Origin of the sequence: Streptomyces sp. NPDC002680 (genome assembly GCF_042889145.1) — a bacterium.
GTDB lineage: Bacteria > Actinomycetota > Actinomycetes > Streptomycetales > Streptomycetaceae > Streptomyces > Streptomyces adonidis.
In genome coordinates this window covers 116,207-132,371 of sequence record NZ_JBIAQP010000004.1, presented here as the reverse complement: position 1 = coordinate 132,371, position 16,165 = coordinate 116,207, and the positions used below count along the sequence as shown (strand labels likewise).

The window sequence follows — 16,165 nt, the reverse complement described above, 5'->3', positions numbered from 1 at the left end:
TCACCGGGTACGGCGACGATGTCCCGCACGCTGGCGCGGATGAGGTCCTCGGACTCGTGCGGGACGGTGCGGTACGGAACCCAGGCAGGGTGAGGCGGCAGCTCAGGGTGGCTTCGCGCCCGGCGCTCAGGGCGGTGGTCGCGTGTTCGGCGGCCGTGTGGGCGAGTTCGTCGGCCTCCGTTCGGCGTTGCTGCTCGCCGAGGGTGTCGGTGAGCCTGGCGATCGTGAACAGGGTGTGGGGATGCTCCGGCCCTGTTGGCGGGCATCGTCGTATCGGTCCCGCTGTTCTCGAACCAGGAGAAGTACGTGGGGTGGGTGCCGGAGCAGTGGCCGTCGTTCGGGGATGTGACCTGCCTGGTCGGGCGCGGGGTTGTGTGCGGTGCTGTGGCGGGCCGGCCGGGCCTGCGTCTAGGAAGCGGCTGTGAGCAGGTTCTTCTCCAGGATCACCGGCAGTGACAGGGTTCGGTAACCGACCGAGGCGAACAGGACGGTGATCCGGTTCTCCTCCTCGCTGAGGACCTCGCCGTCACCCCACTGCGGGTGGTGGACCGCGGTGCCGGGCGGGAACGGGTGGTCGTGGCGTGTGGGTGAGGCGGTCCGGGGGCGGGACAGGCCGGGGACGGCGCCGACTGCGGCTTCGGCGCCGGTGGGGTGCTGTTCGCATCGGTCGCAGTTGCCGCAGGGGGAGTTGAGGCGCTCGCCGAAGTAGCCGAGCAGGAAACGCCGTCGGCAGCCGGTGGTCTCGGCCAGGCCGCGCATCATGTCGACCCGGGAGCGTTCCATGCTCTCGTGCGCGGTGCCCAACTCAACGGCCCGCGTGACGGTTTCCTCCGCATCGGCCCCGGGGACCGGGGCCACCTTTCCGCGTTCCGTGGTGAGGGCTCCGGCACTCTCCAGGAGGTTGAGGACGGCGGTCAGCCGGCCGGCGGACAGGCCGGTCTCCTCCTGGAGTTCCGTCGGTGTCAGCGGGGTCGCACGGTCCCGTACGAGGCGGGAGACGTCGGCGATGGTGTCCGCGTCCGGGCGGCCGGTGGAGAAGAACTTCTGCAGGCCCAGGTCCTCGACGCGATAGTGCAGGATGGCCCGGGACGGCTCGCCGTCCCGGCCCGCCCGGCCTATCTCCTGGTAGTAGGCGTCGAGGGACCCGGGCACCGACGCGTGCAGCACGAACCGTACGCCGGGCTTGTCGATGCCCATGCCGAATGCCGAGGTGGCCACCACCACGTCCAACTCGCCGCCGAGAAACTGGTCGTGGACCGCGCTGCGGTCGGCCGACCGGCTGCCCGCGTGGTAGGCGGCGGCGCTCAGGCCGAGTCCGCTCAGCTCGGCGGCGTACGCATCGGCGTCCTTGCGGGTGGCGACGTAGACGATGCCCGGCTTGGGCTCGGCCGCCGCCCGCTCCACCACGGCGCGCCGCTTGGCCGCGTTGTCCAGGAAGTGGGTGACCTCCAGGCGGATGTTGGGCCGGTCGAACCCGGCCACCACCTCGTGGGCCTTGCGCATGCCGAGCTGCTCGACGATGTCGGCTCGCACCGGTGCGGCGGCGCTGGCGGTGAGGGCGAGGATGGGAGGGCGCCCGATGCTCTCGGCGGCCTGCCGGAGCCTGAGGTAGTCCGGCCGGAAGTCGTGGCCCCAGGAGGACACGCACTGCGCCTCGTCCACGACGAAGAGGGACGGTCTCAGCGCGGCCAGCCGCTCCAGCACGTCCTGCTTGGCGAGCTGTTCCGGGGCGAGGAAGAGAAACCGGGCCGTTCCGTCACTCACGCTCTCCCATGCCTGCTCGTTCTGCGCCCTGGACATCGACGAGTTGACGGCGACGGCGCTCTGGCCGCTGCTGCGCAGCAGTCCGGCGATCTGGTCCCGCTGGAGAGCGATCAACGGTGACACGACGAGCGTCGGACCGGGGAGCAGCATGCCCGGCACCTGGTACACCGCCGACTTGCCCGAGCCGGTCGGCATCACCACCATGGCGTCCCTGCGGCGCATGACCGCTTTCATCGCGGTGAGCTGACCGGGACGCAACTCGTCCCATCCGAAGGTCACCCGCGCGGCTCTGCGGAGACGGCGGGCGACGAACAGGCTGATCGGCAAAGGGACTCCCGAAGCGGTTGCGCGCGACCGGGGCGGAACCGGACGGGCGGTGGTGGGTCTAGTGCCCGCCCCGGCCCGAAGCAGTCCGATCGCCAGGCGCGGACTGCGACGGCACACTCGCGGCACGCCGGCGAGCGTCACCACTGTATTCAGGGGCTTTTGCCTCGACCGTGTTGCCGGGCACGGCCAGCACGTCTTTGCCCATCTGCGCGACGCAAGGAGCCCCGGCTGCGGAGACCGCCCGGGAACGGCTTCTCGCCCTGGCGCGGGGCTGGTACGAGACGCGGGGCTGGTACGAGAGCGGCGCGGTCGAGGAGTTGCGGCGCAGGACGGGCGCGCCGGGCCCGGCGGTGTGTGAGGGTGCCGGGCATCCCTCACACACTGTGCCGCACCGGTTCTAGCTGCAGGTCCGGTAGTTGTAGCCCGCGATACGTCCGCTTTCGGTGCCGTCGGTGAAGTGCTTGTAGCCGTCGCTGTCGCGCGAGAGATAGATGCGGTGGCTGGTGCCGATGTAGTAGGAAACGATGTTGCCGGTCGTCCCGCCGGCGGAGTTGCGCAGTCAGGTGCCGACCCTGGTCCAGGTGTTCTCCCCGGGGGGTAGTCGGCGAGACCGTACAGCGCGAGCGCGTACTGCCCGCGTGCGGCAAGGGAGCAGGCGTCCTCGGTGCCCGAGGCTGTGGACATATCGGTGAGGAGCTGCTCGTACAGGCGGGCCGCAGCGGCGAAGTCCCCAGCACGGAAAGCGCGTTCAGCCTGCTGCCGAAGGTTGTCGTCCAGCGTGGATGCGGTCAAGGTGAGTCGTTCCTTTCGGTGAAGAGATGCGTGCTCATGTCACTGTGTCCGGGTGTTGGCGTCCACGGGGCCGACTAAGTGGTGCCCAACGGGAGGACGGCGACGGGGTCCCAGTCCATCTCCCACCGGGCGCCGCCGTCCGGTCGTGGGCGGGCGGTCCAGCGCACATCGAGCAGATGCAGCTTGGACATGGTCAGCGGAGCGTGGCTGGGGCTGATCCGGCGCAGGGCGCTCTGGAGCGGGTCGGAGTCTGGACTGTCGTATGACGGTAGTGTCGGTTATGGGAAGTCTAGGAATCCGTACGGCATTTGAGTGCCTGGCCGAGGACGTCGGCCATATCGGCGGCTACCCGCATTCGGGTGTGAGCTTGGGACGAGGGTGGGAGCTGCAGCGGTGCGGACGCGTCGACTTGCGCAGGTGCGAAGCCGGGTCAGCCGATTCAACGCCGATCATGATGCAGCTACGGTTCTGGCCGCTGAGGCCGTCGCCGAGGCGCTGGAGCTGATCTGCTCAGTCCCGGATCCGGTGGAGGACATCGAGGTCGCGCAGGCGGCAGGATGGCTGTATTGGTTGCGGTTCGCCGCTCGCGCCTCCGCCGAGGGCGAGTCGGATCTCACGACTGCTATGGATCTGCTTGCTCCGGTGTACCGGCTGCATCCTGACGGGGTTCCCACCTTGATCAGTGAACTGTTTGAGCGCAACCCGCCAGCTGCACCGGACGGCCCCAAGGCGCTGGCTCGCCTTGGCCGCTCGCTCTATCGTGAAGCACTGGGCTTGGATGACGCCGCTGCCCTGGACCGCGCCGTCGACCTGTTCCGGCGAGCCATTGCCGCGGCTGGGCCTGACCACCCCGAGTCAGGTCGCTGTCGGACCAATCTCGGTAGTGCACTGCTGACCCGGTTCGAGTGGGCGGCATCGCCGACGGATCTGGACGAGGCGATCGAACTCAGCCGGGCGGCGATCGCCAGCACTGACCTCGACCAGCCTGACCGGGCCGTGTACCTGTCCAACCTCGGCAACGCCCTGTTGACCCGGTTCGAGCGCCTGGGCGGTGAATCAGACCTCGACGCCGCGATCAACGCAGGGCAGGAGGCGGTTACTGGCTGGCCTGATCATCCGGATCACGCCTTGATGATGTCCAACCTCGATCTTGCTCTGAGGGCCCGGGCGGCATACCTCGACCGGGAGGCGGACCTGGACAAAATGATCGAGGCGGTGCGGAATGGGCTTGCCACGGCCTCACCTGACCAATCGGGGTACGCCGGCCGGCTGTCCGAACTCGGCGGCGCGCTGCTGGCCCGGTTTGAACGCAGCGGGGACCCGGCAGATCTGGATGAGGCGGTCCAGGCCCGCCGGGACGCAGTGGTGGCCACTGCGGCAGGCGACCTCGACCCGGCCGAGTACCTGTCCGACCTCAGCGACATCCTACGGATCCGGTTCGTCCACACCGGCGGCGAGCAGGATCTGGCTGACGCGGTCGCAGCCGGCCGAGCCGGGCTGGCGGAGACGCCCGCCGGTGATCCCGGTCTTGGCGGGCGGCAGTCCAACCTCGCCAATGCGCTGTATCAGCTGCATCAGCGCACCGGCGGCCGGGAGGACTTGGACCAGGCGGTCACGCTTGCCCGGCATGCCGTGGCCGCCACTCCAACCGAGGATCCCAACCGCGCCTCATATCTGTCGAATCTGTGCAACATCCTGCGCGTGCTGTTCGAGCGCACTGGCGGGGAAGCGGGCCTTGATGAGGCCGTCGACGTCGGCCGGGCCGCAGTCGCCGCCGCGCCCGGCGGCCACCTTCACGTGGCGGCTTACCTGGGGAATCTCGGAGCCGCATTGCTGTCGCGATTCCGGCACAGCGGTAGCCAGCCGGACCTGGACGAGGCGGTCGACGCTCTTCACAATGCGGTGATTGCCGCACCGGTCTCCGGCCCCGACCGGGCCACGATGCTGGCGAACCTCGGCGGTGCCTTGCAGGTCCGGTTCGAGTCCATGCGCCGCCGGGAAGACCTCGACGACGCGATCGACGCTTGTAGGAAGGCAGTGCTCGCTACACCCCGCGACCACTCCAGCCGGGCAGCGCGCTTGTCCAACTTCGGTGCGGCCCTGCAGGCCCGCTTCGCGATCACCGGCGTCCAGGCCGACCTCGACGAGGCGGTCGCGGCCAGCCAGGTCGCTGCCGTGGATGTCCCATCCGGCCACCCGCGCCGTGCCCCGGTTCTGTCGAACCACGCCCTTGTCCTGCGCCAGCGGCACGACCACACCAGCAGCGTGGCGGACCTGGATGCGGCGGTCGACGCCGCCCGCGGCGCGGTGGTCGCCGTCACGCCCGATCATCCAGACCGGGCTGGATACCTGGCCGGCCTGGGCCAGGCCCTCGGCGCCCGCTTCGCATGCTCTGGCGTCGAGGCGGACCTGGGCGAGGCACTCGCAGCTTGCCGGGAAGGGGCCGCAGTTGAGGCCGCCTCGCCACGCATGCGCGCGGTGGCAGCTGGCGTGTGGGGAAGCCTCGCCGCGGAAGGCGGCCGGTGGCAGGACGCCGTATCCGCCTTCGCGGCCGCGGTCGACCTGGTGGCGCGGACCGTGCCGCGCAGCCTCGCTCGGCGCGATCAGGAGTTCCTGCTCGACGGTATGGGCGGGGTCGGATCGGACGCCGCTGCGTGCTGCGTACGGGCGGGACTGGACGCCTACGGCATCGAACTGTTCGAGCAGGGCCGCGGACTCCTGCTGAGCCAGGCGCTGGACAGCCGCGCCGATCTCTCGGCGCTGACCGAGCAATACCCGGAACTGGCAGACCGGTTCACCGCCCTGTGCACGGAACTCGACCGCCCCGGCCCAGCGGCGGCCGCCACCTCAGCCGTCGCCCTCGGCAACGGCAGCCTGCCGACGAGTCAGGCATCGGCAACACGCCGTGCCACGGCCGCGGCATTCGACCAGCTCATCGCGGAAATCCGAGAGCTACCCGGGTTCGGCCGCTTCCTGCGGCCAATCGCCGTACGCGACCTCGCACCGGCACAGGGCCACATCGTGATCGTCAACGTGTCCCGGTTCGGGTCCCATGCACTGATCCTTTCCGCCGACGCCGATGCAACGGCGGTGCCCCTGCCTGCGCTCACCCCGGACGCAGTGCTGACGGAGGTCAGTGCGTTCCTCGGCGCGGTCGACGACACGGCGTCGAAGGGGGCCAGGACGCGGGCAGCCGGACAGCGCCGGATGGCGCAGACGCTCGGATGGCTGTGGGACGTGGTGGCGGGTCCGGTGCTCAACCGGCTCGGTATCACCGGCCCGCCGCGGAACGGCGAGCCCTGGCCCAGACTGTGGTGGTGCCCGTCGGGACTGATGTCGTTCCTTCCGTTGCACGCAGCCGGCCACCACGACACGTTCTCCGCTACCACGCCGGCCACGGTGATCGACAGGGTCGTGTGTTCCACCACCCCGACGTTGCGGGCCCTGGCCCACGCCCACCGCGGCGCCGCGGAAACAAGGCGGCTCGGCAGCGACCGGGCGGTCGTGGTCGCGATGCCCCACACACCGGGCAACCGTTCCGACCTGCCCGGGGCAGAAGCCGAGGTGTCTGTCGTGCGCCGTCACTTCCCCGGCATCGTCAGCACCCTTACCGGCGCGGCGGCCACCCACGAGGCGGTGGTCGCTGTGCTGCCCGAGGCTCGGTGGGCGCATTTCGTCTGCCACGGGGACAGTGACATGGCCGACCCCTCGTCGAGCCACCTGCTGCTCGCCGACCACCAGAATCACCCGCTGACCGTGGTGGATCTGGCCAGGCTCCGTATGGACACCGCCGAACTGGCCTTCCTGTCGGCCTGCTCGACCGCCCGGCCAGGGGGGCGGCTGGCCGACGAGGCGATCCACCTGGCTTCCGCGTTCCAACTCGCCGGCTACCGGCATGTGATCGGCACCCTGTGGCCGATCGGCGATCAGCATGCCGTGGACATCGCCGACCTCGTCTACACAGCCGTCACCACCGACGGAGACATCGCCGCAGCGGTCCACACCGCGACCTGCCGCATGCGTGACCGATGGCCGGACCACCCTTCGGTGTGGGCATCACACATACACGTCGGCGCTTAGCATCGACGCTGCATCATCCGGAAGGCTGGCCGAGCACAAGCTCTGCTACGTAACACGGATATTCATCATCGTCGGGCGACATCAGCCAAGCTTGTGTCGTGCCCGGCTTACCGCCCGGGCCGAAGTGATGCGCAACGAAGCGAGGCTGCCCGAAACCTTCGCCTGCTTCTTCACGCGATGTGTGAGGCGTCGGCGCCGCGTCCCTGGTGTTGAATACGAAGCGGCCTTCCGTGACTGTCACGAGAGCAATGCCATGCACCTTCGCGAATTGCAGGGCGCCGGTCTGGTACGGAGCGGTAGACACCATGACGCCCTTGTGAGCACCGACGCTCTGCACCTTCTGGTGGAGAACCTGGACCAGCTCGCGCTTGATCGGATTCTTGTGCAGCTTGGCCTCGACAAGCACGAGAAAGGACATGCCGGCAAACCGATAGCGGACAGTCGCGTCGAAATCATACACGCCGTCAGTTCCCACTATCTTCTCGTGAAGAGTGACGACGAGGTCATTCACCTTTGAATCGGCCGACCCCAGGAGCTGATGAGCAACGAATTTCTCGAACTCACTCGGAGTGATCTCGGGCTGGGGGTAGAGCGCGGTCGGCCGTGCGACTCTGCTGTCGTCTTCGCTCACGCGCATGATGCTACCCGTCGCGTGCAGACCAGGAGGCTCGCGCCTTCGTCGTGAGGGGTCTTCGGAATATCTCGGCCCGTTCGGCGACGGTCCGAGGCCATGCGGTCCTTGTGCCGGAGCCGCCCCGCGGGCTGGAACCCGAAGGTGATGGACAGCGAGTGAAATGGAGCATCGCCTACCGCCACCCTTGGCAGCCGCCTGGTACTACCCGCAACCCAGCCCCTCGCCAGAAAGACCAAGAACCACGTCGCCTGCTGACACGGAGTCAAGGTGGAAGTGCCCGGAGACAACTGGTAGGCCCGGTTTGGCGGTAGCCTCGGATATTCGAACCCGCGGAATGCCTGCGTGTGAACCACGTTGAGGGTGACCCGTTGCTTCGGGGACGGTCCTGTTGGCGTATCGGTACGTTGACGCGAAGTGAGAGGGCGGCAATCGAGTTGATAGCTGATTCGTCGTCACCTGAACGTAGGGGACTGCGGCATCCCAGCAGGTCGGCGGGCTCGGGCGGGCTGGGCTGAACACCGTGAGCGAGCGCAAGTCCTACAAGAGCGGCCGTCGCAGGTAGTCTGGCCCCGCCGATGACACTTGGGGGCAGCGTGAGGCTTCTGCTTACTTCCGCCGGCATCAAGAACCCGAGCATCCACAACGCGCTGGTCGGCCTGCTGGGCAAACCGATCGCCGACTCCAACGCCCTCTGTATCCCCACCGCCGGGTACGGGCACCCCCAGGGCAGTCCTGCTGGGGCATGGCGTTTCATCACCGGTCAGTCCTCCACACCCATGTGTGAGCTGGGTTGGAAGTCCTTGGGAGTGCTGGAGCTCACCGCGCTGCCCAGCATCGACGAGGAACGCTGGGTCTCCTGGGTCCGAGAGGCAGACGTCCTGCTGGTGAATGGCGGCGACGCCCTCTACCTGTGCCACTGGATGCGGCAGTCCGGGCTGGCGGATCTCCTGCCGTCGTTGCGCGAGACCGTCTGGGTGGGGCTGAGTGCCGGGAGCATGGTGATGACCCCCCGTATCGGGGAGGACTTCGTCGAGTGGAAGCCGCCCACCGGCGGCGACAGCACGCTGGGCATCGTCGACTTCTCGATCTTCCCGCACCTGGATCACGAACTCCTGCCGGAGAACACCATGGCCGACGCCGAGAGATGGGCGGCCGAGATCCCGGGCCCGGCGTACGCGATCGACGACGAGACCGCCATCACAGTCACCGACGGCACCGTCGACGTCGTCTCCGAGGGGCACTGGAAGCTGTTCTCCTCGTAGCCACCGGCATGAGCGATCGGCAAGCGCCCGCTCATGCCGCACTCAGGGCGGACCGGAGCACGAGACGAACAGCTCGATCGAGGGGACGAGGAATGACCGGCCGTCCCGCTGTCAGAGGGTGGTACGTGAGTTGATGTTCGTTTCGCTCTTTCCGGGTGCCCCTATGGGTTTCGTCAAGCTGATGGGGCGGGCTGGGGTTCGTAGAAGGTGCCGTCGCGGAGCATCGCGAAGAGCACATCGGCTCGTCGTCTCGCGAGGCAGAGGAGGGCTTGCGTGTGGTGCTTTCCCTGGCTGATCTTCTTGTCGTAGTAGGTCCGGGAGGCCGGGTCGGCCGGAGACGCGAACGCGGTCAGGAAGAAGGCCCGTTTGAGCTGCTTGTTTCCGCGGCGGGATGGTTGTTCGCCGCGGATCGAAGACCGCGTCAGCACTCCTGAATCGGTGTGGGTGTACTGCCAGCAGGAGGGGCAGCCCGTTGGGGGCAATCCCTACTGGGTTTGGGTACGCACGGAGGAATTGTCAAATTCTGTGGATTGAGCAGGGGCTTCAGGACGGTGCTTGCGTTGGGTGTGTGGCGTCGTAGCGGTTTCGGTTGTCGTTGATCTCATTGCGGTGTGTGGTGGCCCATTCTCCGAGAGCGACAACGGAGTCCAGTAGTGTCGCGCCGAGTTCGCTGAGCGTGTAGTCCACGCGTGGGGGAACGCTGGGGTGGACGGTACGGGTCAACAGGCCGTCGCGTTCGAGTTGCCGCAGTGTCAGGGTGAGCATGCGCTGGGAGATGCCGTTGACGGTGCGATGCAGTTCGCCGAAGCGCAGGGTGCGGTCGCGGAGTTGGCCAATGATCAGGATGCTCCACTTGCTGCCGATCAATCCGAGGATCTGGAGCACCTGCCGGCACGCTTCCTCCTCCGGTTCACGGCTGGTGCCTGATGCCGGAGGCTGCGTGGAGCCGCGGTGCTGCGGGGCCGGGGAGGTGTTCCTGCGAGGCGCCAACGGTTACCTCCGTGTGTGTCACTGACATAAATGTGCCGTCTTGCCGCGGCCCTCCCAGTAACAAATCATGGGGCCACTTACAAACAGTAAGTGACCGGCGCGGAGTCGAGGTAGCACCGCTCCGATCGCGGTGATCGGAGAGGATTCTTCGTGGTGAAGACGCTCGTTGTTGTCGGTGCCGGCCCGGGGCTGGGGATGGGGGTGGCTCGCGCGTTCGGCCTCAAGGGGTTCCAGGTCGGGTTGATCGCCCGTACCAAGGGGAAGCTGGACACCCTGGTCAGTGAGCTGGCCGAGCTGGGCGTCACCGCTGCCGCGTTTCCCGCCGACATCCGCGATCGTGACGCGCTCACCACCGCCCTCACTGCGGCGAGGGACATGCTGGGACCGATCGACGTGCTCGAATACAGTCCCAGCCCGACCGGGCCGATCACCCATGCCGCGCAGACCACGGTCGACTCCGTCGCCGCGCAGTTCGAGCTGCATGTGCTGGGCGCGGTGACGGCTGTGGGCCAAGTGCTGCCGGAGATGCTGGCCCGAGGTGAGGGCACGCTGCTGCTGACCACCGGCGTCTGCTCGACGGTCCCCGCACCCTTTCTGGCCAACGTGGGAATGGCCATGGCCGGCCTGCGCAACTGGGCACACACCCTGCATGCTGAACTCAAGCCGCAGGGAATCTACGTGGGCACGGTGACGATCGCTTCCGGGGTCGTCACCGGCGGCGGCGAGGCCGACCCTGACGCCATCGGCGCCCGCTACTACAGCATGTACCAGCAGCGGAACCGCGTCGAAGAGGTTATCGGCGACCTGGACGCTTTCCGATCTCTCGTCGCCCAGGCAGGGGGGCGCGGCAGTTCGGCCATACCGATCAGTCCCGCAGACTAGGCCGCATCCTCGCCGGGGCGTTCGACGAGACGTCCCCCTTCGAAGCGGGATCCGGCTCGGACGAGGGCGACGAGGTGAGGTGCGTTCACGGCCCGCCAGCGAGCCTGTGCGGACTCGACGAGTTTGAAGACCATGGCGAGGGCGGCTGCCGGCGCCCTTGGTGACCTTGGTCCGTAGCCGGACAGTCGCGAACGTCGACTCGATCGGGTTGGTCGTTCGCAGGTGAATCCAGTGCTCGGCGGGGAAATCGTAGAACGCCAGCAGTTCCTCCGTATCGTCGGTGATCTTCTTTGCGGCCTTGGGCCACTTCGCGCCGTAGGCGTTCTCGAACGAGGTGACAGCCTTCAGCGTGTGTTCACGGTCCTCGGTGTTGTAGATGTCCTGAAGCGCCTTCCGGGCGCCGGGCTGGGCCGACTTCGGCAGAGCGTTGAGCACGTTGGCCGTTTTGTGAACCCAGCACCTCTGATGCAGGGAGGCGGGGAAGACCTCGGCCAGGGCCTTCCAGAAGCCGAGCGCGCCGTCGCCGACCGCGAGGACCGGGGCGCGCATCCCGCGCCGGGCGCAATCGCGCAGCAGATCGGCCCAGGACTCGGCCGATTCGCAGTAGCCGTCCGTCATCGCGATCAACTCCTTGGTGCCGTCCGCGCGCGCCCATCAGGACCAGCACGCAGGACTTCGCTTCGGCCAGGCGGATGCGCAGATGGATGCCGTCGGCCCACACGTAGACATAGTCGGTGGCCGACAGATCACGCCCGGAGAACGCCTGGTGGTCGGCCTGCCACTGCGTCGTCAACCGGGTGACGGTGGCTGGCGAGAGGCCGGCCGGGCTGCCGAGGAACTGCTTGAGCGCGGGAACGAAGTCACCGGACGACAGGCCGTGGAGATAGAGCAGCGGGAGGACCTCGCTGATCTTCGGGGACTTGCGGCACCAAGGCGGCAGGATCGCCGAGGAGAACCGCTTGCGCTCGCCCGTGGACACATCGATCCGCTTGTCGTTCACGCGCGGCGCTTTGACCTCGACCGTTCCGGCGCTCGTGGCGACGTTCCGCGGCTGGTGGTAGCCGTTGCGCACGACCAGGCGACGGCCCTGGTCATCCCTCTCGCCCGCCAACTCGGCTATATAGGCGTTGACTTCGGCCTCCAGAGCGGCGGTCAGCATCCGCCTCGCGCCCTCACGGACAATCTCGTCGATCAGGGAGCCGTTACGAGTGGTTCCGTCGGCGTTTACCACGCTGAGCACGGGCGTGCCTTCCCAACCGACGTTCGCAGCGTCGGCCTACTCGGTGACCTTCAATCGATCACTCGGGAAGGTACGCCCACTGCGTGCTCCCCGAGCCCCGATCCACAAGTCCTGAGCATTGCTCGACCACAGCTGCCACATCATCTTGCGGCCCCAGCCCTGCAGGAGATCCAGACACGGATCCGACGAGAGCAGGACACCCTCCAGCGGAGTGAGTACTATGCGGTCCTGGCCGACTGCGAAGCCACTGTCTCCGAAGCCGTCCACGCCCGCGGACTACGGCACTGCCGCCGCTACCGAGCCTCTCCTCGTACGACGAGGAGACCTGGCCTTGGTCGGTGCCCTGTGTCCGGCAGTTGCTCGACGAAGGGCTGCGGTTCACCGCACCGGTGACCTTTCTGGTCGGTGAGAACGGCTCGGGAAAGTCGCCCCTGGTCGAGGCGCCACACACTCACCACTGCTGACCCCACTGCCGGGCGCGGACATCATCGAAGTCGGCGAGCACGGCATGCGGAGGGCCACCTGGCAGGAGCTCGGCGTCGTGGACCACTGGCGCCGCTATCTCGCCGACCCGCACGCCTATCTGCGGCACATCATCGAACCGTAGGGGTGCTTCCCCCAACTGCCACCCGGGCAACGTACCGGCCAGGGCGGACCCGGGCGGAGCCCTTGCCCGCCCCGGAGACCTGCACCGGGCTCCGTCGGCACGTGGCCCACGAGACCCGGTTCTGCCACCTGCGATGCCCGGATCCGCCAACTGTGCTGCTCGGTGTGCGACACGAAGTCGCTCCCGGAAAGTAAGGACAGCCACGTGAAGGAGCTATCAATCGGCTGAACTTCGGGCCGGTGTCCAGGCCCGTCCCCGCGCTCCCATGCGTCGCTGGGCAGGTGGTGTCGGCCCCCGCGCGCGGTTCAAGGCGCCAGGCAGAAGGGCGTCCTGCCCATCGCCGACTCGATGCCACCGAGGATGAGTTTCTGGTACTGCTCGGCGCCGGGGAAGGAGCCGTCGGTGGTGAAGTCCTTGGCGTCGTGGCCGAGGGTGGTGAGCCAGGCACGGCCGCCGTCGTAGTACTGGCACCAGGCCACCGGGTGGCTCCTGCCGTGTCCGGGGTGGCCCATGCTGCCGGTGACGCCCTTGGTAAGCGTGGACTCGTCGACGGTGGCGAGGAGACGGACCCTGGACGGGGCGGGGACGAGGTTGTACCACTCGTCGGTGAAGTTCCAGCGGGCCGGGAGACCCTTGGTGGAACTGTCGTGGCGGTCCTGGGTGACGACGGTGCCGGACTGTAGAGGGCCGTGGTCGTAGTAGTTGGCGCCGCCCAACAGGCCCTCGTACCAAGGCCAGTTGTACTCCGTGCCGAACGCGTTGTGGATGCCGACGAAGCCTCCGCCGCCTCGGATGTACTGGCGCAGGGAGGTCTGCGCGGCGTCGTCGAGACTGTCACGGCTGGTGGAGTAGAAGATGACCGCGTTGTACCTGAACAGCTGTGCCGGGCTGGCGAGTTGGGCGACGTCCTCGGTCCAGTCGACGGTGAAGCCGTTGTCCTGGCCCAGCTTGACGACCGCGTTCTGCACGACGTTGGCGGCGGTGAGCGCCGGGTTCGGACCGGTGCCGAGCGCGGGGCCCAGGTTGGCGTGCCGGGGGCCGGCGGTGCGCGTGTAGAGCAGCACCTTGTAGCCGTTGGTCGCCGGGGTGAAGATGCCCCAGTCGTGGTAGCACTTGGGGCTGGTGCCCCGGCAGACGCCATAGTCGGGGTCGCCGAGTTCCTGTGCGCCGTTTTGCCCAGCCTGGGCGGAGGCCTGATATCGGCCGCCGAAGAAGGCGGCCAGGGCAACGAGAGCGATCGCCAGAGCGATGGACAGCGGGGTACGGGTTCTTGCCGTCATGACGGTCCGCCCTCTCACTGGACGACGATCTTGCCGGTGGACTGCGGGAAGGCCGGGTCGTTGTAGAAGTACTCGCCGGCCTTGGCGAAGGTGTGCGCGTACGACTGGCCCGGCATCAGCAGGCCGGTGTCGAACTCGGCGTCGAAGAACGCCGCCGCTCCATGCGCCTGCTTGTTGTCGGCGGGGTTGGCGAAGGTGACCTCGGTGCCGGCGGGGACGCTGAGGTGCTGGGGCGCCATGGCGTTCTGGGCGACCGTGTTCTCGCTGGTGCCGGGGGAGTTGGTGCCGGTGTTCCAGACCCGGCCGAGTGTGACGGTGTTGTGCGCTGTCGCGCCGGTCACGGCGGCGGTGCGGATCTGGTTGCGGCGGGACGGGGGAGTGGGTGCGGGGGCCTGCTCGACCTTGCCGCCGAGCTTGAACGCCCAGAGGTGGTCGCCCCTCGGGATGTCGGGAAAGGGCAGCCCGTTGCCCCCGGCGAGCACGGCCACGTACTGCTCTCCGTCGATCTCGTACGAGACGGGGATGGTGTTCACCCCGGCGCCGCACTGCCAGGTCCACAGGGTCTCGCCGTTGGCGTCGTCCATGGCTTCGAGAACGCCGTCCGGACGGCCCTGGAAGAGGAGTCGGCCCGCGGTGGTGAGGATGCCGTTGCCGTGGGCGAGGGACCAGTCGCCCTCCTTGCGCCAGGCGACCGTGTTGGTCCGCGGGTCCATCGCGACCAGGCCCCCACCGAACAACTCACCGAGCGGACGGGCGGTGTTGACCCGGCCGCCGTGCGTGTTGGAGTAGGACGAGTTGACCAGGCCGTAGCCGATGTAGACGTACCCGGTCTTCGGGCTGAAGGACGGGAACGCCCAGTCCCCGCCGCCGCCCGCCCCCGGGAAGATGATCGTGGCCCGGTCCCAGAAGACCGAGTAGAGGCCGCCGACCGGGTAGAACGGCACCGGGCGGGTCGTCCTGTCGAGGCGCGGGAACGGGTCCGTGAACGGCTCGCCGCCGGGGAAGGGCTGGGTCGGCGAGGTCTTCTGCTCGGTGTGCTGGGGGACCGCGCGCTCCTCCATGCCGTGGACGGCCTCGCCGGTGCGGCGGTCGAGAACGTAGAACCAGCAGGTCTTGGAGCCGTAGACGACGACCTTGCGCCGCTTGCCGTCGATGAGGAGGTCGGCGAGCACCGGCGCCATGACGTTGTCGGCGTCCCAGATGTCGTGGTGGACCGACTGGAAGTGCCAGCGCCGTTTGCCGGTCTTGGCGTCGATGGCGACGATCGAGTTGGCGAAGAGGTTGTCGCCGCCGCGCGAGGAGCCGTCCGTGCGGGGGTACGGGTTGCCGAACGTCCAGTAGACCAGGCCGAGTTCGGGGTCGACGGCAGGATGGATCCAAGGGACCGCTCCGCCGGTTTTCCAGGAGTCTCCCTCCCAGGTGTCGTGCCCGAACTCCCCGGGTCCGGGCGGGCCCCAGAAGGTCCACACCACGTTGCCGGTCTTGGCGTCGAGCGCGTATCCGCGGCCGCGCGCGCCGGCGGTCGAGCCCTCGGTGCCGATGTAGACCAGGCCGTCCCAGTGCACGACCGCGCCGGCCAGTCCGCCGCTGTTGCCGCCGCACTGGCCGCTGTCGTTGTCGCAGCCGTCGTCGCCGCCGTTGTCGTCGACGATCAGCGGCTTCTGCCAGACGATCGCCCCGGTCTTCTTGTCAAGGGCGTAGACGATGTTGGCGCCGGAGATGGTGAAGACCTTGCCTTCGGCGACGGCGACACCGCGCATGTTCGTGGTCTCGGTGCCGAGGCTGGTCTTCCAGATCACCTTGCCGGTCCTGCCGTTGACGGCGAAGACATTCTGCTGCGTGGTCTCGACGTACAGCACACCGTCCTGCACGACGATCGTGCACTGCTGGTACGCGCCGGTGGAGCCGCCCTCCAGGTTGATGTGCCAGGCCCCGCCGAGCCTCTTGATGTTCTGCGAGGTGATGTCCCGGAGCGTGGAATGGTTCTGGTTGCCGTAATTGCCGCCCACCTTGGGCCAGTTGACGCCCGTGGTGCCGAGCACGGCGGACTGCGGTGGCACGGGGAGTGCCAGTCCGGGGGAGCCGGAGGTGGCCTCGGCCGTGGAGGCCAGGGCGGAGACCGTGGCCGTGCTGCCCGCCGCGGCCGTCAGGAGGAAGGAGCGTCTTTCCATCGTTTAGTTCCCTCGATTCGATCAAGGTCCACTAGATGGTTCATAGAACCCGCAGAATGGGTTCGTGTGATGGAGCGTCACGTTAGGGACGACATGCGCGCGTGACAAGACATGCGACAGAAGGTTTTCGTGGAGC

General features: G+C 68.0%; 8 protein-coding genes and 4 pseudogenes. 5 read left to right on the top strand and 7 right to left on the bottom strand.

The features are described from left to right. Window positions 1–249 precede the first annotated feature (249 nt). A pseudogene (locus ACFYXF_RS12850) lies at window positions 250–456 on the top strand (hypothetical protein); the annotation flags it as partial. On the opposite strand, the gene ACFYXF_RS12845 reads toward ACFYXF_RS12850, so the two are convergent. After that, the gene (locus tag ACFYXF_RS12845; RefSeq protein ID WP_389349924.1) at window positions 409–2,085 is read right to left on the bottom strand and encodes a RecQ family ATP-dependent DNA helicase; all 1,677 of its coding nucleotides are present in this window, start codon (window positions 2,083–2,085) and stop codon (window positions 409–411) included. The pseudogene ACFYXF_RS12850 and the gene ACFYXF_RS12845 overlap by 48 nt on opposite strands. A gap of 1,215 nt (window positions 2,086–3,300) precedes the next feature. Between ACFYXF_RS12845 and ACFYXF_RS12840 the strand changes: the two genes are divergently transcribed. Further along, entirely contained in the window at window positions 3,301–6,963 is a 3,663-nt protein-coding gene (locus ACFYXF_RS12840) for a CHAT domain-containing protein (RefSeq protein ID WP_389349573.1), read from the top strand. Window positions 6,964–6,976: 13 nt separating this feature from the next. Here the strand turns inward: ACFYXF_RS12840 and ACFYXF_RS12835 are convergent, their stop codons facing one another. Continuing rightward, window positions 6,977–7,594, bottom strand: a complete 618-nt coding sequence (locus ACFYXF_RS12835; protein ID WP_389349572.1) for a restriction endonuclease — start codon at window positions 7,592–7,594, stop codon at window positions 6,977–6,979. 596 nt (window positions 7,595–8,190) lie between these two features. Between ACFYXF_RS12835 and ACFYXF_RS12830 the strand changes: the two genes are divergently transcribed. Further along, window positions 8,191–8,859, top strand: a complete 669-nt coding sequence (locus tag ACFYXF_RS12830) for a Type 1 glutamine amidotransferase-like domain-containing protein (protein WP_389349571.1) — start codon at window positions 8,191–8,193, stop codon at window positions 8,857–8,859. Window positions 8,860–9,032: 173 nt separating this feature from the next. Here the strand turns inward: ACFYXF_RS12830 and ACFYXF_RS12825 are convergent. Both ACFYXF_RS12825 and ACFYXF_RS12820 read right to left on the bottom strand, forming a co-directional pair. Beyond that, a pseudogene (locus tag ACFYXF_RS12825) lies at window positions 9,033–9,275 on the bottom strand (IS110 family transposase); the annotation flags it as partial. A gap of 127 nt (window positions 9,276–9,402) precedes the next feature. Further along, window positions 9,403–9,744 (bottom strand): winged helix-turn-helix transcriptional regulator, encoded by a 342-nt coding sequence (locus ACFYXF_RS12820; protein ID WP_389349570.1) that lies wholly within the window; start codon window positions 9,742–9,744, stop codon window positions 9,403–9,405. 255 nt (window positions 9,745–9,999) lie between these two features. On the opposite strand from ACFYXF_RS12820, the gene ACFYXF_RS12815 reads away from it, so the two are divergent. Beyond that, window positions 10,000–10,731: an SDR family NAD(P)-dependent oxidoreductase gene (locus ACFYXF_RS12815; RefSeq protein ID WP_389349569.1), complete on the top strand. Its 732-nt coding sequence runs from the start codon at window positions 10,000–10,002 to the stop codon at window positions 10,729–10,731. Here the strand turns inward: ACFYXF_RS12815 and ACFYXF_RS12810 are convergent. Next, window positions 10,728–11,971: pseudogene (locus tag ACFYXF_RS12810) on the bottom strand (IS256 family transposase). The gene ACFYXF_RS12815 and the pseudogene ACFYXF_RS12810 overlap by 4 nt on opposite strands. Before the next feature lie 284 nt (window positions 11,972–12,255). Between ACFYXF_RS12810 and ACFYXF_RS12805 the strand changes: the two are divergent. Then, a pseudogene (locus tag ACFYXF_RS12805) lies at window positions 12,256–12,578 on the top strand (hypothetical protein). Between the two features lie 305 nt (window positions 12,579–12,883). On the opposite strand, the gene ACFYXF_RS12800 reads toward ACFYXF_RS12805, so the two are convergent. Next, complete coding sequence (locus ACFYXF_RS12800) at window positions 12,884–13,858, bottom strand: ThuA domain-containing protein (RefSeq protein ID WP_389349568.1); 975 nt, start codon at window positions 13,856–13,858, stop codon at window positions 12,884–12,886. A 14-nt stretch (window positions 13,859–13,872) separates the two neighbouring features. Beyond that, window positions 13,873–16,029 (bottom strand): PQQ-binding-like beta-propeller repeat protein, encoded by a 2,157-nt coding sequence (locus ACFYXF_RS12795; protein ID WP_389349567.1) that lies wholly within the window; start codon window positions 16,027–16,029, stop codon window positions 13,873–13,875. Window positions 16,030–16,165 lie beyond the last annotated feature (136 nt).